The organism is Bacillus sp. 2175, from assembly GCF_057812155.1.
Genome location: NZ_CM173819.1, coordinates 1865419 through 1890648 on the forward strand (window position 1 = coordinate 1865419; position 25230 = coordinate 1890648).

Below are 25230 nucleotides of genomic sequence, written 5' to 3' on the forward strand. Positions count from 1 at the left end.
CTAGTATAATTGTTTCCGTAACTAAGGGCAATACAGTAAATAATGATTTGTAGTTTTATGTAAAATCAGACTCGATATAAAATAATAACATTGGGAAAAATTTTTTTACATACAATTTATACTCTTTTCCTTATAGCAGTTTTGAAATAATATCAAAACTCTTTTTCTTTTGCAAAATAGTCGATACCTCAAAATACCATTCTCCTAATAATCACGATTAACCATAACCTTCACAACGGAACAAAAGGTTTTCTCACAAACTTATTCTCTAATAAATTTTTGACAATCTCTTGAACTGTGCGAAATGTCACATCTGTATTTTACAACCTCTCTTATAGTAAGGGTATGTAAGAGAGACGTATTAAAGACCTGCGGTAGTATGTCAACTGAAAAACAAAAGAATTTTTAGTTATCAAAGGCCTATTTACTAAAAAAAGACATCACGAAACTAAACCAGTAACGTATGTAATTTACTGGAAATTAATTGAAAGGTAGCGATGACAAGTTTTATGTCACACTTTCACGCACCTTTCTGGCGTAAAGAGTTGGTGACTACGTAGTAGCGCATCCACCAATCGCACAAGTTTTCTTGCGGTTAGAACGAGTGCACGTTTGTGTTGATGTTTTGGTACTTCATTATATTTTTTTACGTAATATTCTTGATAATCAGATACGTGCCTTCTTACTGAGTTGGCGGCTTCAACTAAGTAATACCGCAAGTAATGATTTCCATTACGGGATAACGAAGTGTTTTCTGCGGTGAATCGACCAGACTGGTGCGTACGCCAATATAATCCGGCATATTTTGCTACCTTGGTTTCATCATCAAATCTTTCGATTTGACCAATCTCAGCGATAATACCGGCGGCGAATACAGGACCAATTCCAGGAATGGACTCAAGTGTTTGCGTTAATCCAGCCATGATTCGCTTAATGGATTTTTCTAGTTCTTTGATTTGCTGTTGATAGGTACGAATCACCGCAATTGATGTTCCTAGAAGAACATCGATTGAGTCTTCTACGACCTTATCCAAACGATAGGAAGAGCGAACAGCCTTTTGAATGGTCGATGCGATACATTTTGGGTCACCGAATCGGTTTTTCCCTTTCTTTTGTAGGAACTCAGCGAGTTCCTCTAAAGGCATGTCAGCTAATTCTTCTAGACTGAATTTTTCAAGAAACAGTTCCATCATGGCGTTGCCAAAGATAGAAGAATCCACTTCTTGTGAGAACGTATTACATTTATAACTTAGGTGTTGGAGAAAATGTTGTTTTTCCTTTGTCAACATTCTAACGAGCTGATAACGAGATCTTGTTAATTGCTGGAGTGCCACATACTGACTTTCTTTTACGATGGACATTTGATTCCGTCCAAATCGTAAGTAATCAGCGATGACAAAGGCATCAATCTCATCTGTTTTATCCATGTCAGAATAGCTTTTCTTGAAATTTGCAATTTGTTTTGGATTCATCAGAAATACCTTTGCCCCAAACCGTTGTAAGTCTTCATCATAATGAAGAAACATAGATGGATGAAAACTATAAACAGATGTGGATTCTAGACCGATTTTAAAAGTTTCAATTTCTTGGTTGGCTATACACTGTAACACTCGCTCTTTGAGCGCTGTGGCACCTGGCAAGTCGTTGTTGACCGAAAAGGAATCTAGCTTTTTCCCTTCACCATTTAAAATACAAGCTTTTATATCAAACGAACTTACATCTAAACCAACAAATAATCTCATGTAAGAGACCTCCCTTCTATTTAGAATCATTCCTCGGACGTCTCGAGATATCTCTAGTGTGCACGCCGACCAACAACCTCGTGTATGAGAGCTAGTCCTGAATCGAAAGCCGCCCTAGAGCTACTAACATCTAGGTTCGAGGGTCAGGCTGCTCAGCCTGCGAGTAGGGAGTCCCGCACGTTCACTGAGAAACACTCTTAATTATGTGGTAAGTCCACAGGAGCGGTAAGAATTGTCCCAAATGATCCTAAGACCATTATCTAGAAATATCTTGAGACGTCCAAGAGTTATTTTACAGGTCTCTCATGAAAGTAAAAAAATTAAGTTTAAACATACTATACGAGGAGTGAACAGTATGAAGAAAAAAACTTCAGCACTAATGAGACGTTTAAAATATTTTTCACCAATAGATCGTTATAACGATAATCATACACAAGAAACATATGAAGATCGCGAATGGGAAAATGTGTACAGAAAGCGTTGGCAGCATGATAAAGTAATTCGTTCTACACACGGCGTGAACTGTACTGGTTCATGTAGCTGGAATATATATGTGAAAGATGGAATTGTAACTTGGGAAGGGCAGGAGCTTAACTATCCGACTACAGGTCCTGATATGCCAGATTTTGAACCGCGAGGATGCCCACGTGGAGCAAGTTTTTCTTGGTACATTTATAGTCCACTTCGTGTGAAATACCCGTATGTACGTGGTGTTCTTTGGAATATGTGGCAAGAAGAATTGCAAAATAACGAGTCACCATTAGAGGCTTGGAAAAGCATTGTGGAAAACCGTGAAAAGGCACGTACGTATAAGCAGGCGCGTGGTAAAGGGGGATTCATTCGTGCGAATTGGGATGAAGTATTACAACTCGTTTCAGCTTCATTACTGTACACAGTAATGAAATACGGTCCAGACCGAAATGTTGGCTTTTCACCAATTCCAGCTATGTCGATGCTAAGTCATGCTGCTGGTAGTCGCTTTATGCAACTTATGGGTGGACCGATGCTTAGCTTCTATGATTGGTATGCGGATTTACCACCAGCTTCTCCTCAAATTTGGGGTGATCAAACAGATGTACCAGAAAGTAGTGACTGGTATAACTCTGGTTACATTATGACATGGGGTTCAAATGTACCAATGACGAGAACACCAGATGCACACTTTTTAGCAGAGGTTCGATATAAAGGAACGAAAGTTGTTTCTGTCAGTCCTGATTTCGCTGAATCAACAAAGTTTGCGGATGATTGGATTAGTGTGAAACAAGGTACAGACGGTGCACTTGCGATGGCAATGGGGCACGTAATCTTACAAGAATTTTACGTAGATAATCAAGTGGAATATTTCACAAAGTATGCGAAGCAATATACTGATTTTCCTTTCTTTGTCACATTGAAACAAAAAGGAGATCAATTCGTTGCTGATCGGTTCTTAAATGCTTCTGATATTGGACGAGAAACGAAGTTAGGGGAATGGAAACCTGTTCTTTGGAACGAGAATACGAATGATTTTGCAACACCTCACGGCACAATGGGGTCACGTTGGGATAATGAAAAGAAATGGAACTTGCGTTTAGAAGATGAAGAAACAGGTGAAAAGATTGATCCACGTCTTTCTTTACTTGGAATGGAAGAAGCGATTGGAACTGTACAAATTCCGTACTTCTCTGATGATGGAAACAAAGTATTAGAACGTACGATTCCAGTGAAAAAGGTTATGACAGAAGAGGGCGAAATGTTCGTTACAACTGTATACGACTTAACGTTAGCAAATTACGGTGTGAACCGAGGGCTTGGCGGACAAGAACCGAAAGACTTCAATGATGATATACCGTTTACACCTGCATGGCAAGAGAAAATGACAGGAGTAAAACGTGAGCTTATTATTCAAATTGCTCGTGAGTTCGCACAAAATGCTGTTGATACGAATGGTCGCTCAATGATAATTGTCGGAGCGGGTATTAACCATTGGTTTAACTCTGATACGATTTATCGCGCCGTTTTAAATCTTGTTCTTCTCGTTGGAGCACAAGGTGTAAACGGCGGTGGTTGGGCTCATTATGTTGGTCAAGAAAAATTAAGACCAGCAGAAGGATGGCAAACAATCGCGATGGCAAAAGATTGGCAAGGTCCACCGAAATTACAAAACGGTACATCCTTCTTCTATTTCGTAACAGATCAATGGCGTTATGAAGATACACCTGTTGGACATTTAGCGTCACCAGTTGAAGGTAACTCTCGTTATCAACATCACGGTGATTACAACGTATTAGCTGCACGACTTGGCTGGTTACCTTCTTATCCAACATTCGAGAAAAATGGAATTGAATTATATAAAGAGGCTGTTGCTGCTGGTGCAACAACGCAAGAAGAAATCGGAAAATATGTTGCACAAAAATTAAAAGAAAAAGAACTGAAGTTTGCGATTGAAGATCCAGATAACACAAACAACTTCCCGCGAAACTTATTCGTATGGCGTGCGAATTTAATTTCGAGTTCTGGTAAAGGACATGAATATTTCTTAAAACATTTATTAGGTACAACAAACGGGTTAATGAATGACGACAGTGATTCATTACGACCAGAAGAAATAAAGTGGCATGAAGAAGCGCCAGAAGGAAAGCTTGATTTACTCATTAATTTAGATTTCCGTATGGCTGGAACAGCACTGTATTCTGATATCGTCTTACCTGCTTCAACTTGGTACGAAAAACACGATTTAAGCAGTACAGATATGCATCCATTTGTACATCCATTTAATCCGGCAATCGGTTCACCGTGGGAAGCGCGCTCTGACTGGGATATTTTCACTTCACTTTCTAAAGCTGTGTCAGATTTAGCGAAGAAAATTGATCTTGAACCAATGAAAGAAGTTGTTGCAACACCACTTCTTCATGATACACCGCAAGAATTAGCGCAACCACTTGGCAAGATTAAAGATTGGAGTAAAGGTGAATGTGAACCAATCCCGGGTAAGACGATGCCACAAATTCACGTTGTTGAAAGGGATTATAAAACGATTTATGACAAAATGACTGCGCTTGGACCAAATGCCGGAAAACAACCGATTGGTACGAAAGGGATCTCTTGGTCAGCAGAAAAAGAGTATGAGCAATTAAAGAGCAAATTAGGAGTCGTTCGAACGGATTCTATCGCGAAAGGTTGTCCAGACATCAAAGAAGCAATCAATGCTGCTGAAGCGGTATTAACACTATCTTCTACAACAAACGGTCATATGGCAGTAAAAGCATGGGAAGCACTTGAAAAACAAACAGATTTAAAACTACGTGATTTAGCAGAAGAACGTGAAGAAGAATGCTTTACATTCGAACAAATTACAGCACAACCGAAAACAGTAATTACTTCTCCGGCCTTTACAGGTTCAGAAAAAGGTGGACGACGTTACTCACCGTTTACAACAAATGTGGAACGTCTCATTCCTTGGAGAACGATAACTGGTCGACAATCTTTCTACTTAGACCATGACATGATGAAAGAATTTGGTGAAACGATGGCAACATTTAAACCAATTCTGCAACATAAACCGTTCCGTAAATCACGACCTGAAGTAGAAGGGAAAGAAATTACATTAAACTATTTAACACCGCATAATAAGTGGTCGATTCATAGTATGTACTTCGATTCATTACCGATGTTAACGCTATTTAGAGGTGGTCCAACTGTTTGGATGAATAAAGAGGACGCTGCTGAAGCGGGTGTTGCAGATAATGATTGGATTGAGTGCTTTAATCGTAACGGTGTTGTTGTAGCGCGTGCTGTTGTAACGCACCGTATACCGAGAGGAATGGCATTTATGCATCATGCGCAAGATCGTCACATTAACGTACCTGGTACGAAATTAACAAGTAATCGCGGGGGAACGCATAATAGTCCAACTCGAATTCACGTAAAACCGACACATATGATTGGTGGATATGGTCAATTAAGTTATGGATTTAACTATTATGGTCCAACTGGGAACCAGCGCGACTTAAACGTTGTAATTCGCAAACTGAAGGAGGTAGATTGGCTTGAAGATTAAAGCACAAGTCGGAATGGTAATGAACCTAGATAAATGCATCGGCTGTCATACTTGTAGCGTAACATGCAAAAACACCTGGACAAATCGTCCAGGTGCTGAATATATGTATTTCAATAACGTAGAAACGAAACCAGGTATTGGTTATCCGAAACAATGGGAAGATCAGGAGAAATATAAAGGCGGCTGGGAATTGAAAAATGGTGAAATTCAGCTAAAATCCGGTTCGAAAATGAAACGTCTTATGAATATTTTCTACAATCCAGATCAACCAACGATTGATGATTACTTTGAACCTTGGAACTATGATTATGAAACGTTAACAAATAGTCCGCAGCGTAAGCATCAGCCAGTTGCTCGTCCGAAATCAGCAATTACAGGCGAATTTATCGACAAAATTGAATGGGGTCCAAACTGGGAAGATGACTTAGCAGGCGGACATATAACTGGATTGCAAGATCCAAACGTAAAGAAAATGGAAGAAGAAATTAAAACAGATTTTGAAAACGTCTTTATGATGTATTTACCACGCATATGTGAACATTGTATGAATCCATCTTGCGTATCATCTTGTCCATCTGGTGCGATGTATAAGCGTGAAGAAGATGGAATTGTTCTTGTAGATCAAAATGCATGTCGCGCATGGAGATTCTGCGTATCATCTTGTCCATATAAAAAAGTGTATTTTAACTGGCAAACGAATAAAGCTGAAAAATGTACAATGTGCTTCCCACGTATTGAAGCTGGTATGCCAACAATTTGTTCAGAAACATGTGTAGGACGTATCAGATATATTGGAGTAATGCTATATGACGCTGACAAAGTAAAAGAAGCAGCTTCTGTTGAAGACGAAAAAGATTTATATGAATCTCAGCTTACTGTTTTCCTAGATCCAAATGATCCAGAAATAGCAGCTGAAGCGAAAAAACAAGGCATTCCTGAAGAATGGATTAAAGCAGCACAACAGTCACCTATCTATAAAATGATTATCGATTGGAAAATTGCTCTGCCTCTTCACCCGGAGTATCGTACAATGCCGATGGTTTGGTATATCCCTCCGCTTAGCCCAATTATGAACATGGTGGAAGGGAAAGGTAGTAACTGGCAAGCAGAAGAGGTTTTCCCTGCAATTGATAATATGCGTATTCCAATTCAATATTTAGCGAATTTACTCACTGCAGGGGATGAATCACACATTCGTCTTACATTGAAAAAAATGGCTGTTATGCGAACACATATGAGAGCACTGCAAATTAATAAAGAGCCAAATGAAGCTGTATTAAAAGAACTTGGTTTAACGAAACAGGATGTAGAAGATATGTATCGTCTTCTTGCCATCGCGAAATATAAAGATCGCTTCGTTATCCCGACATCTCACCGTGAACAAGTGGCAGATTTATATAGCGAACAAGGAAGCTGTGGTTTATCATTCACAGGTGGTCCAGGCTCTTGTATGACAATTTCTTAAATAAAGGGGGCAGAAAATTATGAGACAAAGTTTACAAACAGCTTTTTCTTGTTCTTCTTTTCTTCTCTCCTATCCTGAACTAGGGTGGAGAGAAGCTTTAACTGAATTGCAAGAAGAGGTTAAAACAATAGAACAGGAAGACGTTAAAGCTTCACTTACAGCCTTTATAAAGCAAGTGCTAGATAAAACGAATGATCAACTCATTGATAGTTACGTATATACATTTGATTTTGGTAAGAAAACAAATATGTATCTTACTTATATGAACACTGGTGAACAAAGAGAAAGAGGTATTGAATTACTAGAGTTAAAACAACATTATAAAAAATCAGGTTTTAGCGTAACAGATAAAGAACTACCTGACTATTTACCACTTTTACTTGAGTTTTTTGCAAATGCAAATGAGCAAGACAGTGAACCAATTATGAGTAAATACACGGAAAATATACAAGCATTACACGTTCAATTAAAAGAAGCGGGTAGTATGTATGAACCAATTCTTGCGTCTGTGCTACTCGCTATCGAAACATGGGGTGTACAGACAAATTAGAAAGGAGCGTTGTCAAAATGATGGATCAATTTCTTTGGGTATTGTTTCCCTATATCATTTTTGCAATCTTTATCGGTGGACATATTTTTAGATACAACTATGATCAATTTGGATGGACATCAAAATCTAGTGAACTATTAGAAAAGAAAATGCTCCGACTCGGAAGTCTATTATTTCACTTTGGGATCATGTTCGTAATTGGCGGTCATGTTATGGGGATTTTAATTCCAGAAGCTGTATACCGTTCAGTAGGTATTTCTGAGCATGTGTACCATGTAGTAGCAATTAGTTTCGGGCTTCCGGCAGGTGTTGCTTCTATTATCGGTTTAATTATATTAACGTACCGCCGCGTAACTGTAAAACGTATCATTGCAACGAGTACAAAGGGAGATTATATTGCGCTTATTTTATTACTTATCGTAATGCTAGCAGGACTTTCTTCAACATTTTTAAATATCGATTCAAAAGGATTTGATTATCGTACAACGATTGGCCCTTGGTTCCGAAGTCTCTTTATTTTCCAACCGAAAGTTGAATATATGATGGAAGTACCAATATGGTTTAAAATTCACATTCTCGCAGGGATGGGGCTTTTCGCAGTGTGGCCATTTACAAGACTTGTACATGTATTTAGTGCCCCAATTAAATATGTAAGCCGTAGTTATGTGATTTACAGAAGACGTATTCCTAATGAGTTGAAAAAATAATACTGCTGTAAACGGATAGGAGCTAATGGTTAAAACGAAACGAGGTCTAATATGGAAGGCCTCGTTTTTGTTTACATAGGCAATAAACGTTAATAAGTAGTTTAAATTGAAAAAAGATTAGCATCTAAATAAGATGCTAATCAATGCTACAAACAGAAGCAGAGCAATCTTCACAAGCAATTTCACATTTTAAAAATTGTAAATCGTGGATTGTAATCTTTCCTTTATGAATTGAAATTGTACCTTGCTTTTTTAATTCATTTAACATTCGATTTACACTTTCACGTGAAGTTGCACAGAAATTAGCGAGTTCTTGATTCGTTAATGGTAAATCGATGAGAATACCATTTTCTTTTAATACACCGTAACTATTTGTCATTCGTATAAGAGTAGAGTACAGGGCACCTTTTTTGCCGTGTAATACTAAATCTCGGAACTTCGTTTGCATTCTTCTTAAATGTTCACTAATCCATTTCATAAATTCAAATACAAGAGCGGGTTTTTGGAGTAATGCTTTTTCTAACGCTTCACGTTTTATTACACCTACTTCAACATCTTCAAGACATTTTGAGTTTAATAAATATTTTGCATTATCCGTGAACAATGTTAATTCTCCAATAATGTCATATTCCGAACAAATTCGAAGTGTTAATTCTTGTCCGTCAGCACTAAGTTTACTAATTTGTACTTTCCCTGAGTGAATGATATAGAGTTCTGTTGCCTCCATACCTTCTTGAAAAATAAAACTACCTTTTTTTATCTGCATTTTATATTCAACAGATGCAAGTAATTCTTTTAAATCTTGAGATAATGTCATACTGTTTGCCACAGTGATCACCTTTCTTCTTATAAGCAATACATTTCCTATTTTGAGTGTAAGTATGATGAAAATGCAAGAGCTATTTAAAAATAAATTGAAATTTCAATGACCGTAAGGAGGAGTGGCTAAAGATGTGAACAAAATGCGAACGGATTTGTGAAAATTTTTTGAATGGGGAAAGTGATGTGAGAAAAGTCACATTGAATATGTAGCTTCTTTTTTATAATGAAGGCAAATAAAAAAATGAAAGCTTACTAAGGATTGCAGCAGAAAAGAAGGGATAGAGATGCACGAGAATATGAAAGATTCTTTAAAGCGGCCACTTCAAGATTTACGCATTTCAGTTATTGATCGTTGTAATTTTAGGTGCACATATTGTATGCCTGCTGAAGTGTTCGGACCTGATTATGCTTTTTTACAGGAAGAGTGTTTATTAACATTTAATGAAATAGAAAGGTTAGCGAGATTATTTATAAGTATGGGAGTTAATAAAATTAGGCTTACTGGCGGTGAACCTTTATTGCGTAAAGACTTACCGAAGTTAATTGCAAGACTTACAAATCTAGAAGGCTTAAAAGATATTGGACTCACAACAAACGGAATTCATTTAGCAAAACAAGCTAAGGCGCTAAAAGACGCGGGATTAAAACGTGTAAATATTAGTTTAGATGCGATAGAGGACCATGTCTTCAAAAAAATTAACGGAAGAAATGTAAGTACAAAACCTGTACTGAAAGGAATAGAAGCAGCAAATGCTGCTGGATTAGAAGTAAAGGTAAATATGGTCGTAAAAAAAGGGATGAATGATAGTCAAATTCTTCATATGGCTCGTTATTTTAAAGAAAAAGAAATTCAGCTCCGTTTCATTGAGTTTATGGATGTAGGCAGTACAAACGGATGGAATTTTGAAGAAGTCATTACGAAGGAACAATTAATAGAGAAAATTAATCGTGTATATCCAATTGAGCCCGCTCAGCCTCGTTATTTTGGAGAGGTTGCGAAATTGTATCGATATGTAGGGAGTAATGCAGAAGTTGGATTTATTACTTCTGTTTCTGAGTCATTTTGTTTTTCTTGTACGAGAGCTCGTATTTCGGCAGACGGCAAGTTTTTCACATGCCTATTTGGAGCGAAAGGAACGGATTTGCGAACGCTTCTTCGAGAAAATATTTCTGATGCATCACTATTAAAAATTTTAAATGATACATGGCGATATAGAACAGATCGATATTCAGATGAAAGAACAGTTGAGAATACAAGTAAACGTCCAAAAGTTGAAATGTCTTACATTGGTGGATAGTGAAAGGAGGATTTCTTATGCAAGAGCGTTATTCAAGACAAGTGTTGTTTTCTGGAATTGGTGAAATGGGACAAAGAAAAATAAGAGAAAAGCATGTGCTCCTAATCGGTGCGGGTGCGCTAGGAGCTGCGAATGCAGAAGCACTTGCTAGGATGGGAATTGGGAAATTGACAATTGCTGATCGTGACTACGTCGAATGGAGTAATTTACAGCGGCAGCAGTTATATACAGAAGAAGATGCGCAGCAGTGTAAACCAAAAGCAATTGCAGCAGCAGAACATGTAAGAAAGATTAATTCTGAAGTGGAAATTGTACCAGTTGTAACAGATGTCACAATGCGAGAAATAGAAGAGTTAACAAAAGATGTGGATCTCATATTAGATGCGACTGACAATTTCGATACGCGTCTACTTATAAATGACATTTCACAAAAAGAAAATATACCTTGGATATATGGCGGATGTATTGGGAGTTACGGTGTAACGTATACAATTCTTCCTGGGAAAACACCATGTTTTCGCTGTCTAATGGATCATCCTATGGGCGGTGCAACATGCGATACAGCCGGAATCATTCAGCCAGCTGTACAAATGGTCGTTGCTCACCAAGTTACAGAGGCGATGAAAATATTGGTGGGTGATTATGAATCATTAAGAGGGACGATGTTGTCATTTGATATTTGGAACAATCAATATCTCTCATTAAAAGTAAATAGACAGAAGAAAAGTACATGTCCTTCTTGTGGGAAATCACGAACGTATCCAAGCTTAATATTTGAAGCGCAAATGAAAACGGAAGTGTTATGCGGACGGAATACAGTTCAAATCCGTTCAGGAATAAAGAGAAATCTTAATTTAACCGAAATTCAAAAACGATTACAAAAAAGTGTACATGTCAAAAAAACGCCTTACTTACTATCATTTCTAGTTGATGAATATCGTTTTGTTTTATTTATAGACGGTAGGGCATTTATTCATGGGACAAATGATGTGAAAATAGCAAAACGATTATACGCCAAATATATAGGATGAACAGAAAAATCGTTTTTTCCTTATTAAAATGAGGTGAAAAAGAATGTTAGATAAACGTATACCAATTCCAGTAGCAGAAGCAGTTGCTCGTGTAATGAAATATGCCTACCAAGGTGAAATGGAAAAGGTTTCTCTTATAGAAAGCTACGGTAGAACACTTGGAGAAGATGTTATTGCAGATCATGATGTTCCGCATTTTGATCGCTCTCCGTACGACGGGTTTGCGATTCGAGCGGAAGATACAAAAGAAGCGAGTAGTAGTAACCCCATTCAATTTGAAGTAATTGGCGAAATTGGAGCAGGCTTTGTTTTTACAGAAGAAGTGAAAGAATTTCAAGCTGTCCGTATTATGACAGGTGCCGCAATTCCGGAAGGGTGTAATGTGGTTGTTATGTTAGAGCTAACGGAAGGATTTGAAGAAAATGAAAAGATTTATATGGTATTAAAACGCTCTTTCTCTTCTAGCGATAACATTTCTTTTAAAGGAGAAGATGTAAACCAAAATAGCATCCTTGTGAAAAAAGGGACTGTTATTAATCCTGGAGTAGCAGCGCTTCTTGCTACGTTTGGTTATAGTTCCGTACATGTTATAAAACAGCCGGTTATTGGAATTGTAACAACAGGAAGCGAACTGCTTGAAGTACATGAACAATTAAAGCTAGGGAAGATTCGAAATAGTAACTCTTATATGATTGCTGCTCAAATTGAACGAGCCGGCGGAGTTGTACAGTATTATGGGCAATTCGCTGACGATTTAGAGACGTGTTATAACACTGTAAAAAAAGCGATGAAAGAAGTCGATATTTTAATTACAACTGGTGGCGTTTCGGTAGGAGATTATGACTATTTACCTGCTATTCATAAGAGGTTACAAGCTAATGTACTTTTTAACAAAATAGCGATGCGACCAGGAAGTGTGACAACTGTAGCTGAGGTAGAAGGAAAACTACTATTTGGTTTATCTGGTAATCCTTCTGCTTGTTATGTCGGATGTGAGTTATATGTTCGACCAGTCATTGGAACATATTTGCATAGGAAAGATCCACACATTTATCGTGCAGAAGCAATTTTACAAAAAGACTTTTCGAAAGCAAATCCGTTTACTCGTTTTGTAAGAGGGAGAGTGGAATTTGTAGATAGTCAATTGCAAGCTATACCAGTTGGTTTAGATAAATCTAGTGCAATTTCTTCACTTGCAGAGGCGAACGCATTTATCGTCCTGCCAGGAGGAACGAGAGGATTTGAAGCAGGAATAACTGTTTCCGTACTGTTATTAGAATCAAACGCTGGAAGTGAGTGGCCGTGGGAAGAACCACTTCGATCATACAAATAATAGAAAAATAGATTACTAACTTATACAAAGATAAGAGGTGCAAAATGATACAAACGTATTATGAAGTAATTGATACACCTATTTCAATTGAGGAAGTTACAAACAAAGTAATTCGTCGTGAGTGTGGCGCAGTTACTACTTTCGTTGGTACTGTTAGAGAATTTACGAAAGGGCGTCGTACGCTACATTTAGAGTATGTAGCATATAAAACAATGGCAGAAAAACAACTTGAGAGAATTGGTACTGAATTAGGAGAGAGGTGGCCTGGGACATTTGTCGCCATTACACATCGCATTGGTACATTACAAATTTCTGATCTTGCTGTTGTCGTCGCTGTTTCTACACCACACCGGAAAGCTGCATATGAGGCGAACGAATATATTATGGAGCGTATAAAACAAATCGTTCCAATTTGGAAGAAAGAATTTTGGGAAGATGGTGAACCTGAAGAGGAGATGAGAATATGATTGAAGTACTATTATTTGCACATTTACAAGAAGAAGTAAGTAAGCCAGCATTACAAATCGATTGTGAAAATATTACAGTTGCTGAACTAAAGAAGGTACTCATTAAGAAATACAACGTAGCGATTTCAAATGAAATCATGGTAGCTATAAATGAAGAGTATGCAAATGAGAATGACGTCATTCAAACTGGTGATACTGTGGCGATGATTCCGCCAGTAAGTGGTGGTTGATTCTTTTCGACCTAATCATGTTACGACGTGATTAGGCTGGAGAGAATGAATATAACTATGCATACATAGGAGGGAACAGGATGAAAAGTCCTAATTTTCAATTAAGTTTACAAACTTCTAATCTAATTATAGGTTTTATGGTATGGGTCATTTTATCATCATTAATGCCTTATATTAAAGTGGATATCCCATTAACTGCGGGGCAAATTTCTATGGTCACAGCAGTACCCGTTATTTTAGGTTCTGTTCTTCGCATTCCAATTGGTTATTGGACAAATCGTTTCGGAGCAAGAAAATTATTCTTTATTAGTTTTATTCTATTATTACTTCCTGTCTTTTATATTAGTGTTGCCAATTCTATGATGGATTTAATTATTGGTGGATTATTTGTAGGAATCGGTGGTGCTGTATTCTCTGTAGGAGTAACTTCTTTACCAAAATACTTTCCGAAAGAGAGTCATGGTTTTGTAAATGGTATTTACGGTGTCGGTAACGCCGGAACAGCAATTACTTCATTTTTAGCGCCTGTTATCGCAACTTCAGTTGGCTGGAGAACGACAGTACAATGTTATTTAGTTTTACTTGCAGCATTTGCACTTATGAACTTTTTATTAGGTGATCGTAAGGAGAAAAAGGTGAATACACCATTAATGGAACAAATAAAAGGTGTATATAAAAATGAGAAACTTTGGTTTTTATGTATCTTTTACTTTTTAACATTCGGATCATTTGTCGCATTTACAGTATACTTACCAAACTTTTTAGTATCTCACTTCGGATTAGAGAAAGTAGATGCTGGTATGCGAACTGCAGGATTCATCGTACTCGCAACAATTATGCGTCCGATTGGTGGTTGGCTCGGCGATAAGTTTAATCCATTTAAAATATTAATCTTCGTATTTATCGGTTTAACACTTTCAGGTATTATTTTATCATTCATGCCTAGTATGAACGTGTATACATTTGGTTGCTTACTAGTCGCATTTTGTGCAGGCATTGGTAATGGTACAATCTTTAAACTCGTTCCAATGTACTTCTCAGAACAAGCAGGTATTGTAAATGGACTCGTTTCAGCTTTAGGTGGACTAGGAGGGTTCTTCCCGCCCCTAATTTTAACATTACTATTCCAACTAACAGGCCATTATGCAATTGGATTTATGGCATTATCAGAAGTCGCACTTGCTTGTTTAATCATTACAGTGTGGATGTATAGTCAAGAAAAGCTGTTAGTGATGTTAAAGAATCATTAATAAGGAAAAAGAACCATCCCAAAGTATTTTGGGATGGTTCTTTTAGTAATAGGCTTCAACATGTTTTTATTGATCTCTCAATAAACGCTTATTTTCTATAAGAATGTGCTTTTAAAATGAAGATGTCAAAAGTTATTCAATTAAAGGGCAGATTAGTTAAGGAAATCTTTAAAGTATTTACATATAGACTTGCGAAAAAAGACACAATCTCGCTTATAATTAAAGTTATATGAGCTTAGGGTGATAGCGATGGGGTGGGAGTGTCAAGTAAGAATTTTATGCATAATTGCCACTAAGGGAGATGATTAAAAGTTGAGTAAACAGAATATCAGCACAATAGTTTCAGGAGATTTGATTGTTACCCATCTAATTGGCCAGATTAATACAGAGGATGTGTATGAATGGTTTAATGATTTTGAGCAGGTTTGTCAGCAATTTATTTCTGAGGGTCGGAAATACAAATTGTTGGTGGATAGAAAAGGGTATACCCCAAATCATTTTTCTGTTCAAAAAGTATGGAAAGATAAGTTCTTCAATGAAACCATTTTGAATCATAGTAAGGCAATTGCATTTCTTCTTGAAGAAGGAGAGATACTGAAGTATTTGCAACAATCCAATACAAAAGAATCCGTGGAGTTTTTTGATGATTATGAACAAGCGCTAATTTGGTTGAATGAATATCCAATATAAAAACTGAATAGAAAGAGTTGCTCGTAATGTTACACTTGTCATGAAATTTATTTGTTTACAAGTTGCAAACACCATTTATTTTCTTCATAGATTGCTTGTGAAATAAAAGAACGGAACTACAACAAAAAGAACAAACGTCCCCTAAAAAACGTTTGTCCAAAGGTAATTACTATTTTAACTAAGAAATAGATTACAATTTATGTGTACGAGAAATCTTTTTTATAAGTTTAGGCAATATAGATGTTAGTTCTTGCTTCAAACGCTTCGTAAATGATGGATCTTTACCAGAAGTTGAAATAGTGACAACATATTCATTATTTCTTATAACGCCAGGTGTGTGAAAAGATGATTCTGTACCATCACTTACAACGTTAACCCACTGGAAATCATGAGCGGCCTGTTTGACCATCATATTTACAGCGTGTTGATTTGTAGCTGCATAAATAAGGTGAGCATCTTTAATATCATCATTACTAAAAGCTTTTTGCTTCCAAGTAATATAAGAAAGTTCCTTCATTTCCTCGCAAATTTCTGGGCTGACAACAGTGACGAAAGCGCCTGTATCTTTTAATCCAGACGCTTTTCGATATGCAATTTTACCTCCACCAATGATAACAACCACTTTATTTTGTAGATTAAACATAAGAGGGTACATGTTATACATATATGCATTCCTCCATTCGTTCTAACAATGTTAGTTTCATATATGTATCAAACTGAAGACAGTTACAAGTCGTAACATGATTGTATTTTTTTGTATGCAATTCAATTTTTTGAAGTAATAATCCGGTAAAGAGAAGGTATGGCATGACATATACATGGGACGCAGTCGATGTTATATCCTTGAGCTCAACAGCAAAAGAGGGAGTTCCTTTCGTTAAAAAGGAACAGGATACTGGCATACCAAGTTTTCGTTCGATGGCTGCTCCGATTTGTTGTAACTCATGTATCGGTTGTGTATCACTACTGCCTCGTCCTACGAGTAAAATACTACTATTTTGCATTGGCATAGCTTCACGTATTCTTTTCACTACAAGTTCCACCATATGTGGATGTGTACTAAAAGGAGGTACAACTGAAAATGTTATTTGTGGATATTTCTTTTGTAGTTGTTCTATTTCAAAAGGAACATCACGTTTGTAGTGAGCTGCTGCAAATAATAAAACAGGTACAATCATTATTTCAGTTACTCCCTCTATTATCGTTTCTGTAACTGCATCCGAAATAGTAGGTGTCGTTAGTTCTAGAAAAGCTATTTTTTGAATTCTTTCGTTTCGCTCTTTCATAACAGATTGAATAAATTGAATGAATTGTTCATTACCTTCTTGTAGCCGGCTCCCATGTCCAACATATACAATTCCTTTCATTGTCTCACCATGTCTTTCTTCATAAGAGTTTCTTGTAATTGATGATCTACGTTATGAAACCCAACTTTATTTGCATAGTATAAAGTTGGAACGTCGGTATACGAGAATGGGAGAGTAAGAATATTGATAAAGCCAAGGCGTTTTATTTCTGCTAGAAACGTATCAATAGAAGCACGACCTTCAAATACAATGCTATCCCATGAGAATTCAGAAAGCATACGTGAATGAATTTCATCGAAGCGATGATCAATTGTGTACTCATGAGTCATCATATAGGAACCAGCACCAATTTTTTCTTGAATAACAGCAATTCGGTTAATGTTTCGTCCTAAATAAACTGTTGTATTGGAAGAGAACTCTGCTTGTTTACTTAGTAGCCCATATTGCATAAGTTTTTCTTGAGTGGCAACGTTCATATGTTGTAGTTGCGCTTGTAAAGAACGAATATCTTTTTGGTGTTTACTACATGATTGCATCAATATTTCTACACTTTCAGCTGAACAAAAAACAAGACGATTAACGTTAAAAATTTCATTGATTTGTTCAAGTGTTAATGTGTATTCTACCTTTTTGAAAGTAGGAATTTGATATATTTCTGCACCGGCTTCTTGTAACTTTTGCTTCATTGAACTTGTTTTATTCGTTGCAGATGCAAATAAAACTTTTTTCTCGTGTAATGGTTTACGTTCTTTCCAAGCGATCTGATCCCGTAAGGAAACGACATCACCAATAATTGTCATAGAAGGATTAGAAATATTTTCGTTTTTGACAATAGAAACAATGGTAGACAGTGTCCCTGTGACAACGCGCTGTTTACCAGTTGTACCCCATTCAATGACTGCTACTGGCGTATCTTCTTTTTTTTCTGCTTGTAGTAAGTTTTCACAAATTGTAGGTAAGTTTTCTATACCCATGTAGTAGGCAATTGTGTCGCTATTGTGAGATGAATTATATTTTCCATGGTCGGTTAAAGGACCTTTTGCATGTCCGGTTAATAAAGTGACGCTATTACTGTAGTCACGGTGGGTGAGGGGAATACCTGCATAGATACTAGCGGCGATGCTAGATGTAATACCTGGTACAATTTCATATGGAATATTTGCTGATGCTAAAGTTTCTGCTTCTTCACCAACACGGCCAAAAATAGATGGATCTCCGCCTTTTAAGCGGACTACGATTTTTCCTTCTTTCGCAAATTGAAGGAGGTGTGCGTTAATCATTTCTTGACGCATAGTATGATTCTTTGGCATTTTTCCGCAATAAATAAGTTCACATGTTTCTTTTGTATAATTAAGAAAGGAAGGGTTTAATAAGCGGTCATATAAGACGATATCTGCACGATTTAAGCACTCCATCGCTTTTTTTGTAATAAGCCCTTCATCACCTGGTCCTGCACCAACTAAATATACATATCCGTTCATATTCGCACCTCGTCTATTTTTATTTAAAAGGAAGCCAGGGGAGGCTTCCTTTTGTAAATTACATGTATATATAAATATCCCCGTCAATAACTTCTACTTCATACGTTTGAATACAACCATCATCAGGTTTTTGAACTTCACCTGTTAGTAGTGAAATTTTCCAATTATGTAGTGGACAAAAGACGAATTCTCCAGATACAATACCTTCCGCTAATGGCCCGTTTTTATGAGAACAACGATTTTCTACAGCTCGAATATCGCCATTTGAAAGGCGGAATAGGGCGATAGACATACCTTTCATTTGTACCTCTTTACCGATTTGAATAGGAAGGTCTTCTGCACGCATAACTTTTATTTTTTCTTTCGTTTGTATCATATAGATCACAGCTCCTTATTTCACAGTTTCTACTTCATACATCGCTTTTAATGATTTCGTTTCTAGTGCTTGTCCCCATGCTTCTTTATATGTGCCACGAGCTTTTTGGAAACGTTCATTTAACTTAGTGACCATATTTGCATCTTGCAGTATTTCCTTTATGTGATCGAAGCCTAATCGTTCTGTCCAGTAGGCAGTACGCTCTCCATAAATACCAGTTTCACGATAATATTGCATGTAAGCTGTAGCGATGCGAAGGACATCATCTTCAGTAGGGACAATCATTACAAAATCAGCTTCGCGTACTTCCGTACCACCATTTCCGCCAATATAAAGTTGGTATCCATTTTCGACACAAACAACGCCAAAATCTTTCGTCAGTACTTCCGCACAGTTACGCGGACAGCCCGTTACACCCATCTTTATTTTATGAGGTGTATCTACCATTTCTAATGATTGTTCAAGCAACATACCAAGTCCTAATGAATCTTTCGTACCGAAACGGCAGAAACGAGAGCCAACACATGATTTTACATTACGAAGAGATTTTGAATACGCATATCCAGAAGCCATATTTAATTCAGCCCATACGTTAGGTAAATCTTGTTTCTTAACACCGTATAAGCCAATTCGGCTCGCACCTGTAATTTTCACAAGTGGAACATCGTACTTTTTCGCAACTTCAGCAATTTTCATTAAATCATCTGCTGTTGTAACGCCTCCGTACATACGTGGAATAACAGAGAAGGTACCATCGTGCTGGATGTTACCATTCATTCTTTCATTCACGAAACGGGATGATTTATCATCTTCATATTCTTCTGGAATCGCCATACGTAAATAGTAGTTTAAAGCAGGACGACATTTCGAACATCCATCTTCATGTACAAAACCAAGAACGTTTCGTACTTCTTTTGGAGATTTTAAACCTTTCTCATGAATGGCCGCTACGACTTCATCACGTGATAAAGGTGTACATCCGCACATACCGGTAGACTGTGCAGAAGCATCAAAAGCATCTCCAAGTGTATGAGATAAAACTTGTTCTACAAGCGGACGACATTTACCACAAGACCCTGCGGCTTTCGTACAGGCTTTAACTTCTTCAAAAGTCTTTAACTCCTGTTCTAAAATGGCGTGAACGATTGTGCCTTTCGTAACACCATTACATCCGCAAATTGTGTCATCCGCACTCATAGTAGCAACGTCAAGTTCACATTCTTCACCAGCTTTGTGAAGAATGGAAGCTGGTGTATATTCTTGTATATCTTCTTCTTTCTTTAACATGCTAAAGAGGCGGGTACCGTCAGCTGTATCACCGTATAAAACGATACCGACGACTTTATTATCACGAATTAATATTTTTTTATAGGAACGTTTACATTCATTAAAGATGGATATTGCTTTCGTTTGATCATCTTCATAAATTTGGCCAGCAGAGAATAAATCACAACCAGCAACTTTTAAGTGTGTACCGACGATACTGCCCGAATATCCATCAGTTTGTAAATTTGTTATATGTTTTGCTAATATCGCACCTTGTTCATAAAGAGGAGCAACAAGTCCATATGCGATACCGTCATGCTCTGCACATTCTCCAACTGCATAAATGGACTCATCATTTGTTAGCATATAGTCATTGACTACAATACCGCGATTTACAATTAGACCAGCATCTTTTGCTATTTGCGTATTTGGCCGTATTCCGACAGCCATTACGATTAAATCACAATCTACAACTTCACCGTCTTCAAATTGAATGCCCTCAACATGGTCTGTACCAAGAATTTTTACAGTTTTCTTTTCCATTAAAAACTTCATGCCTTGTGCTTCTAAATCTTCACGCAGAAGAGCAGCTGCTTTCGTATCTAGTTGTTGCTCCATTAAGCTAGGCATTAAATGAACAACATGTACGTCCATTCCTAAATCAATTAGACCTCTTGCGGCTTCTAAACCGAGTAACCCGCCACCAATGACAACGGCCTTTTTCTTTTCTTTAGCGGTATCTATCATAAATTGTGTATCTTCAATAGTTCGAAACCCTGTTACACCAGAAAGTGCGGAACCTTCAACAGGTAAAATAAAAGCACTAGAACCTGTTGCGATAATGAGCTTGTCGTATGTAAGAGTATGCTTCTTTTCTGTAATAATAATTTTTTCTTCTCGGTTAATACTTTGAACTCTTTCATTCGTATACAAAGTTATTTCGTTTTCTTCATACCAACTGTATTCATTCATAATGATATCTTGTATATTTGTTTTGCCTTGTAAAACATGAGAGAGCATAATGCGGTTGTAGTTTGGATGCGGTTCATCTCCAAAAATAGTAATCTCATATGAATCACTATCATGTTTTAAGATTTCTTCCATACAGCGAATGCCAGCCATACCATTTCCGATCATAACTAAACGTTTTTTCATTTTCGTTTCCCCTTTTTATGTGAAATATTGAACAAAGGATTATATTTTTATTATAGAAAATCAAATAAGGGGGAGATGTGATATTTATCACATCTTTATAATGATTCACAAATTGTTAAAATTCGGTTTTATGTGAAGGGGATGTGAATATTTTTCGCGAAACGAAAAAGCAGGCCATAAGTATTTACACTCATGTCCTGCACTTGATTTATGCTTTCGTAATGGCACGCGGAAATAAAATATTATTTTCTAAATGAATATGCTCAAATAAATCAGACTCTAGCGCTTCGAGGCGTTGGTAAACAAGTCGATAAGTACCGCAAGCACCTTCTGGAGGAGTAAAGTCATTTGTCACTTTACGAAGTTCTTTTATAATATTTCCAGCATGATTGTGCTCATTTTCTAGTTCATTTACTACTTTACGTAACTTAGCATAGTTTTCATTAGTTGGATTTTGTTCAAATTCTAAAATTAATGGAAAATCTTCCATTTCTTCTTTAATTAAATGCTGTTCTAATTCCATTCTAAGTTCATGAAATAGCTCATGAATTTGAGCAAAATGAGGCTGACTTGCCCCATGAACACGTAATACTTTTGTCACATATGGACTTAACTGTGGTAATTCTTCATTTAAATAGCGGTGATGCTTATTTATGACATAATCAATCAATTCACGATAAGAAGCATTTTTCCAATCAATTTCCGATTCATTTAATCGTTTCGTATTATGATAAAGCGTATTTAACTCTGTAAGCACTTCAGTAGCTGATAAATTTCTTTCATGAATTGCATCAATAAGTGGCTTATTACCGCCACAACAAAAATCTATTCTATATGATTTAAAAAGATCACTAGCTTTCGGAAATTGTGTAACAATCTCACCAACAATTGAAGTTTCAGTAAATGTATGTTCCATATGAATGCCTCCATAAAATTTTAATGTAATATCTGAATTAAGAATAGCGATAAATTAAAATCTATGTAGTGATTGAAATCACTTATTCTGTGTCGTTTTTGAGAATAATAAGAAGAATGTTATTAAAATAAGGGGGAAAGTAATAAGTGGTAATATTTTACGTTAATAAAAAAGAAGCTTAGTAAAAGCTTCTTTTTTATTACTATTTTTCACATGCAATTCCATCGCCATCACGATCAAGATGAGAGCTATAACCTGGTTGCCCTTTATGTAAAGGAGCTTTCCCAGCTGCTCTAACTGCAGCACAATTTTTGTAGTATGCACTATCAGTATTACCATTAGCTGGTTGTGTTTGAGCTTGCTGTGCTTTTTGTTCTTCTTGTTGTTTACGAGCTTGTTCATCAGCCTGACGTTTTTGTTCTTCTTGTTGTTTACGAGCTTGTTCATCAGCCTGACGTTTTTGTTCTTCTTGTTGTTTACGAGCTTGTTCATCAGCCTGACGTTTTTCATCCTCTTGCTTACGAGCTTGTTCTTCGGCTAGACGCTTCTCATCTTCTTGCTTTTGAGTTTTTTCGTCCGCCTCTTTCTTTTCTAGCTCTTTTTTCTGTTCGCTATCTTTTGGCTCTTCATTATTAGAGGCAACTTTTGTACTAGTTGCTGTCGTTTTTTCAGAAGAAGGAGCTGAAATACCTAATAACACAACAAAAATGACAAATAATACAGCTGTAATAATAAATTGTTTTTTCGCTACACCTGTTTTCTTAATAACAGATAAGATTGCTAGAACAAGGAAGAATATAAATAGAATGAAACTTAAAGTAGAAAAAAACTCGACGACGGGGTGTTCCGATTTTGTTGTACCGGCCGTTATTAATATAATAGAAATCATAAAAAGAATAACGGTAGGACGTCCATATTGTTTTGCTTTTCCATTTTTCTTAAAGAATGAAATGATACATAAGATTAAAAGAATAAAAGCAATAAAAAATAAAGCTGCACCAATATTACTTAAAATCGACATTTTCATACCTCTATTTGTAAGATTCTTCTTATTGATTATATAGGAATTTATTGGATATTACACGTTTTGTATAAATTTAGAAAATTAATATTTTTAATAGACTCATAAACATTTATTTTATATATAAGGAAAAATGGATATATTTCCTATTACTTTTTGAAAGAGATTTCATAAATTATAGTATATCAATTGAAAGGAGGAGATTTGAATGGAATTTCAATTGTTGGTAACTTGTATATTACAAGAAGGTAATGCTTACTTTTTAGTAACGAAGGTAGATGATGTTATTACGTTAAAAGTACCGATTACTGCGGGAGTAGCAGGTTTATTTTTAGCTTTAGGTGTACCAAGATGTTCTTAATTTAAATCTATAGTAGAAGAGGAAGGGACATGCCTTCCTTTCCTACTATTACATAATATAATTATGTAAACTTAAATGTCATATTTGTGATAGCACGTTTGAAATGGACATGCATATACTATAATGTTTCATTGGATGTTAGCGGTGAAAGGTAGTTTTAATAAGTGCATCCAGTGATATTTTTAAGCTATGAAAATAAAAGAGGTGCTATTATATATGAAAAGAAAAACATTGGATATTCCAGTTACATTGCGAAGAGAGTGGTTTTTAATAGAGTTAGCTCATTTAACGAAAAAATATGGAATTGAAATTGCAACTAGTAAAATGGATGCTGCACCGTTTTTAAGAGATCAAGTTACGGAGTCAAAGATAGGGAAAGGGCTACAATACGATAAATATGATGATGAGTATATAATTGAAAATTAAAGGGTAACAACAAAATTAAATTAATTTATAACAAAATATAAAATAAAGCAGATTCTAAATATAGAATCTGCTTTATTATGAAATACTTGTAGTCAACTAGCCTCTTTCTAGTGTTTTTCCTACATATTTCTCTTGCGTTATTCCAAAAGAGTCACGAAGAATGCGAGCATAATCTTTAGATTCTATTGGTCGTTTATTTTTGGTGCCTTTAAAGGTTTCTGTATAATTTTTATTTGTTAATGATATGTGACCATAAGTAGTTAATTTACAAGTGATAGCTCCTTTATTAAAAGGAGATTCTTTATGCTCTACAATCACTTTTTGAATCTTATTCACTTTTTTCTCATCTATTGGATCTACAGTGAAAGCATAGCCTATTTTCCATTCGTTTGAAGGTTCAGATTGTAAGAAACTTGTAGATTCCCCGTTAGCTCCTTTTCTCATTTCTAAAATATGCGTACCTTTTCGAGTATTTCGCTTACGAATTCGATATTCTCCTGTTTGAGAGGAGATGACTTCTCCGTTAAAAGGGACTGGATGTAAAGGGAGATGAGATGCATAACCTGCATCCACAACATAATCTTTATCCTCATGACTTAATATGATAATGACATGACCATCATCGGGTTTCCATTTATTATCGTAAAGGTCATAAACAGTACCGGCTACTTTGTATACTTGAAACCCACAATCAATTAAAAAATAATACAATAGGGAGTTTAATTCATAACAAAGTCCACCTCGTTTTTGAATAAGTAACTTTTCTATTAAGTTATCTTTTGAGATATTTTTAATAGTACCAGCCATAATATCAAGATTTTCATAGGGGAGGATCATTCCCATTTTTAAGAGAATTTCATCTAAATCATCAAGTGTTATTTCTTTTGCAGGAATTTCTAAGCGTTTAAAAAACTCCTTTTGTAATTTGGTCATCATAAAGTATTCTCCTTTCTTTTTACAGAATTTTCTTCTGCTCACCGATAGGTTAGTACTTCTAAAAAGTTAATTCAAGTGTGCGGAAATTATCATAATATATGTTTCTGGAAATATGATTTTCTATTCGGAAATTTCAGTTTAATTTTTAATCGTAGGAAAGTCTTATAATACAAGCTCCTTTAAAATTAGTTTGTATTTAATGAAAAGAAAGTACATATCTTTATTATATTTTTAAATAACTAACTAGTAATAAAATGTTTTTTCACTAAAATTTTTTCAAGATTTGTATGCTTTATATAAACAATAATGATTTAAAAAATATCTGGGTGTAGCGAAGTTAACAATTATTGAGAAACTTTTT

At 36.1% G+C, this 25230-nt stretch carries 23 protein-coding genes; 13 read left to right on the forward strand and 10 right to left on the reverse strand.

The window, feature by feature from the left end:
- Window positions 1-512 precede the first annotated feature (512 nt).
- A complete protein-coding gene (locus tag ACXKY9_RS10075) occupies window positions 513-1742 on the reverse strand; it encodes an IS110-like element ISBth166 family transposase (RefSeq protein WP_001236345.1) in 1230 nt (409 codons plus the stop codon).
- A gap of 355 nt (window positions 1743-2097) precedes the next feature.
- Between ACXKY9_RS10075 and ACXKY9_RS10080 the strand changes: the two genes are divergently transcribed.
- The 4 genes from ACXKY9_RS10080 to narI are packed head-to-tail and all read left to right on the forward strand — an operon-like array spanning window position 2098 to window position 8503.
- Entirely contained in the window at window positions 2098-5781 is a 3684-nt protein-coding gene (locus ACXKY9_RS10080) for a nitrate reductase subunit alpha (protein ID WP_000730783.1), read from the forward strand.
- Window positions 5771-7246, forward strand: coding sequence for a nitrate reductase subunit beta (narH, locus tag ACXKY9_RS10085; RefSeq protein ID WP_000692704.1), 1476 nt, complete (start codon window positions 5771-5773; stop codon window positions 7244-7246). Before ACXKY9_RS10080 ends, narH begins: the two co-directional genes overlap by 11 nt.
- 19 nt (window positions 7247-7265) lie before the next feature.
- Window positions 7266-7796, forward strand: a complete 531-nt coding sequence (gene narJ / locus ACXKY9_RS10090; RefSeq protein WP_001249921.1) for a nitrate reductase molybdenum cofactor assembly chaperone — start codon at window positions 7266-7268, stop codon at window positions 7794-7796.
- 17 nt (window positions 7797-7813) lie between these two features.
- Window positions 7814-8503 (forward strand): respiratory nitrate reductase subunit gamma, encoded by a 690-nt coding sequence (gene narI, locus ACXKY9_RS10095; RefSeq protein ID WP_000969223.1) that lies wholly within the window; start codon window positions 7814-7816, stop codon window positions 8501-8503.
- A gap of 136 nt (window positions 8504-8639) precedes the next feature.
- On the opposite strand, the gene ACXKY9_RS10100 is transcribed toward narI, so the two are convergent.
- A complete protein-coding gene (locus ACXKY9_RS10100; RefSeq protein WP_000013866.1) occupies window positions 8640-9332 on the reverse strand; it encodes a Crp/Fnr family transcriptional regulator in 693 nt (230 codons plus the stop codon).
- A gap of 277 nt (window positions 9333-9609) precedes the next feature.
- Between ACXKY9_RS10100 and moaA the strand changes: the two genes are divergently transcribed.
- From moaA to ACXKY9_RS10135, 7 genes are all read left to right on the forward strand, one after another.
- Window positions 9610-10623, forward strand: coding sequence for a GTP 3',8-cyclase MoaA (gene moaA, locus ACXKY9_RS10105; protein ID WP_000545028.1), 1014 nt, complete (start codon window positions 9610-9612; stop codon window positions 10621-10623).
- Window positions 10624-10640: 17 nt separating this feature from the next.
- The gene (locus ACXKY9_RS10110) at window positions 10641-11654 is read left to right on the forward strand and encodes a molybdopterin-synthase adenylyltransferase MoeB (RefSeq protein WP_001158130.1); all 1014 of its coding nucleotides are present in this window, start codon (window positions 10641-10643) and stop codon (window positions 11652-11654) included.
- Window positions 11655-11697: 43 nt separating this feature from the next.
- The gene (locus ACXKY9_RS10115) at window positions 11698-12987 is read left to right on the forward strand and encodes a molybdopterin molybdotransferase MoeA (protein WP_000884821.1); all 1290 of its coding nucleotides are present in this window, start codon (window positions 11698-11700) and stop codon (window positions 12985-12987) included.
- A gap of 44 nt (window positions 12988-13031) precedes the next feature.
- Window positions 13032-13454, forward strand: coding sequence for a molybdenum cofactor biosynthesis protein MoaE (locus ACXKY9_RS10120; protein ID WP_000616827.1), 423 nt, complete (start codon window positions 13032-13034; stop codon window positions 13452-13454).
- Complete coding sequence (gene moaD / locus ACXKY9_RS10125) at window positions 13451-13684, forward strand: molybdopterin converting factor subunit 1 (RefSeq protein ID WP_000573683.1); 234 nt, start codon at window positions 13451-13453, stop codon at window positions 13682-13684. Before ACXKY9_RS10120 ends, moaD begins: the two co-directional genes overlap by 4 nt.
- Before the next feature lie 80 nt (window positions 13685-13764).
- Window positions 13765-14934 carry a nitrate transporter NarK gene (gene narK / locus ACXKY9_RS10130; RefSeq protein WP_000841857.1) on the forward strand — a complete coding sequence of 390 codons (1170 nt, stop codon included), beginning with the start codon at window positions 13765-13767 and terminating at the stop codon, window positions 14932-14934.
- A 312-nt stretch (window positions 14935-15246) separates the two neighbouring features.
- The gene (locus tag ACXKY9_RS10135; protein WP_000043362.1) at window positions 15247-15624 is read left to right on the forward strand and encodes an STAS/SEC14 domain-containing protein; all 378 of its coding nucleotides are present in this window, start codon (window positions 15247-15249) and stop codon (window positions 15622-15624) included.
- Between the two features lie 190 nt (window positions 15625-15814).
- Here ACXKY9_RS10135 and ACXKY9_RS10140 read toward each other — a convergent pair whose 3' ends face one another.
- The 7 genes from ACXKY9_RS10140 to ACXKY9_RS10170 form a co-directional block, all read right to left on the reverse strand.
- Window positions 15815-16288, reverse strand: a complete 474-nt coding sequence (locus ACXKY9_RS10140; protein WP_000282595.1) for a precorrin-2 dehydrogenase — start codon at window positions 16286-16288, stop codon at window positions 15815-15817.
- Window positions 16281-16991: a sirohydrochlorin chelatase gene (locus ACXKY9_RS10145; protein ID WP_000676479.1), complete on the reverse strand. Its 711-nt coding sequence runs from the start codon at window positions 16989-16991 to the stop codon at window positions 16281-16283. The genes ACXKY9_RS10140 and ACXKY9_RS10145 overlap by 8 nt, the downstream gene beginning before the upstream one ends.
- Entirely contained in the window at window positions 16988-18412 is a 1425-nt protein-coding gene (locus ACXKY9_RS10150; RefSeq protein WP_001014978.1) for a uroporphyrin-III C-methyltransferase, read from the reverse strand. The genes ACXKY9_RS10145 and ACXKY9_RS10150 overlap by 4 nt, the downstream gene beginning before the upstream one ends.
- A gap of 58 nt (window positions 18413-18470) precedes the next feature.
- Window positions 18471-18788 (reverse strand): nitrite reductase small subunit NirD, encoded by a 318-nt coding sequence (gene nirD, locus ACXKY9_RS10155; protein WP_000616694.1) that lies wholly within the window; start codon window positions 18786-18788, stop codon window positions 18471-18473.
- 15 nt (window positions 18789-18803) lie between these two features.
- The gene (gene nirB, locus ACXKY9_RS10160; protein ID WP_000746917.1) at window positions 18804-21209 is read right to left on the reverse strand and encodes an NADPH-nitrite reductase large subunit; all 2406 of its coding nucleotides are present in this window, start codon (window positions 21207-21209) and stop codon (window positions 18804-18806) included.
- 208 nt (window positions 21210-21417) lie between these two features.
- Window positions 21418-22125: an iron-sulfur cluster repair di-iron protein gene (gene ric / locus ACXKY9_RS10165; protein ID WP_000401358.1), complete on the reverse strand. Its 708-nt coding sequence runs from the start codon at window positions 22123-22125 to the stop codon at window positions 21418-21420.
- Window positions 22126-22327: 202 nt separating this feature from the next.
- Window positions 22328-23146 (reverse strand): excalibur calcium-binding domain-containing protein, encoded by an 819-nt coding sequence (locus ACXKY9_RS10170; protein WP_000025813.1) that lies wholly within the window; start codon window positions 23144-23146, stop codon window positions 22328-22330.
- Window positions 23147-23354: 208 nt separating this feature from the next.
- Here ACXKY9_RS10170 and exsG point away from each other — a divergent pair, with 208 nt between their 5' ends.
- Together exsG and ACXKY9_RS10180 are read left to right on the forward strand one after the other, a co-directional pair.
- A complete protein-coding gene (exsG, locus tag ACXKY9_RS10175) occupies window positions 23355-23507 on the forward strand; it encodes an exosporium protein ExsG (protein WP_000395679.1) in 153 nt (50 codons plus the stop codon).
- Window positions 23508-23723: 216 nt separating this feature from the next.
- Entirely contained in the window at window positions 23724-23933 is a 210-nt protein-coding gene (locus ACXKY9_RS10180) for a hypothetical protein (RefSeq protein WP_000824207.1), read from the forward strand.
- Between the two features lie 96 nt (window positions 23934-24029).
- Here ACXKY9_RS10180 and ACXKY9_RS10185 read toward each other — a convergent pair whose 3' ends face one another.
- On the reverse strand, window positions 24030-24869 hold the full coding sequence (locus tag ACXKY9_RS10185) for an arylamine N-acetyltransferase family protein (RefSeq protein WP_000988430.1): 840 nt from the start codon (window positions 24867-24869) through the stop codon (window positions 24030-24032).
- Window positions 24870-25230: the final 361 nt, after the last annotated feature.

Bases quoted from the DNA above. Each gene is read 5' to 3' on its own strand.
- moaA (WP_000545028.1), top strand. From the start codon at position 9,610: ATGCACGAGAATATGAAAGATTCTTTAAAGCGGCCACTTCAAGATTTA.
- narJ (WP_001249921.1), top strand. From the start codon at position 7,266: ATGAGACAAAGTTTACAAACAGCTTTTTCTTGTTCTTCTTTTCTTCTC.
- ACXKY9_RS10140 (WP_000282595.1), bottom strand. From the start codon at position 16,288: ATGTATAACATGTACCCTCTTATGTTTAATCTACAAAATAAAGTGGTT.
- ACXKY9_RS10075 (WP_001236345.1), bottom strand. From the start codon at position 1,742: ATGAGATTATTTGTTGGTTTAGATGTAAGTTCGTTTGATATAAAAGCT.
- ACXKY9_RS10080 (WP_000730783.1), top strand. From the start codon at position 2,098: ATGAAGAAAAAAACTTCAGCACTAATGAGACGTTTAAAATATTTTTCA.
- ACXKY9_RS10150 (WP_001014978.1), bottom strand. From the start codon at position 18,412: ATGAACGGATATGTATATTTAGTTGGTGCAGGACCAGGTGATGAAGGG.
- ACXKY9_RS10185 (WP_000988430.1), bottom strand. From the start codon at position 24,869: ATGATGACCAAATTACAAAAGGAGTTTTTTAAACGCTTAGAAATTCCT.
- nirB (WP_000746917.1), bottom strand. From the start codon at position 21,209: ATGAAAAAACGTTTAGTTATGATCGGAAATGGTATGGCTGGCATTCGC.
- ACXKY9_RS10115 (WP_000884821.1), top strand. From the start codon at position 11,698: ATGTTAGATAAACGTATACCAATTCCAGTAGCAGAAGCAGTTGCTCGT.
- ACXKY9_RS10120 (WP_000616827.1), top strand. From the start codon at position 13,032: ATGATACAAACGTATTATGAAGTAATTGATACACCTATTTCAATTGAG.
- ACXKY9_RS10170 (WP_000025813.1), bottom strand. From the start codon at position 23,146: ATGTCGATTTTAAGTAATATTGGTGCAGCTTTATTTTTTATTGCTTTT.
- ACXKY9_RS10110 (WP_001158130.1), top strand. From the start codon at position 10,641: ATGCAAGAGCGTTATTCAAGACAAGTGTTGTTTTCTGGAATTGGTGAA.
- ric (WP_000401358.1), bottom strand. From the start codon at position 22,125: ATGGAACATACATTTACTGAAACTTCAATTGTTGGTGAGATTGTTACA.
- narK (WP_000841857.1), top strand. From the start codon at position 13,765: ATGAAAAGTCCTAATTTTCAATTAAGTTTACAAACTTCTAATCTAATT.
- nirD (WP_000616694.1), bottom strand. From the start codon at position 18,788: ATGATACAAACGAAAGAAAAAATAAAAGTTATGCGTGCAGAAGACCTT.
- ACXKY9_RS10145 (WP_000676479.1), bottom strand. From the start codon at position 16,991: ATGAAAGGAATTGTATATGTTGGACATGGGAGCCGGCTACAAGAAGGT.
- exsG (WP_000395679.1), top strand. From the start codon at position 23,355: ATGGAATTTCAATTGTTGGTAACTTGTATATTACAAGAAGGTAATGCT.
- ACXKY9_RS10180 (WP_000824207.1), top strand. From the start codon at position 23,724: ATGAAAAGAAAAACATTGGATATTCCAGTTACATTGCGAAGAGAGTGG.
- moaD (WP_000573683.1), top strand. From the start codon at position 13,451: ATGATTGAAGTACTATTATTTGCACATTTACAAGAAGAAGTAAGTAAG.
- narI (WP_000969223.1), top strand. From the start codon at position 7,814: ATGATGGATCAATTTCTTTGGGTATTGTTTCCCTATATCATTTTTGCA.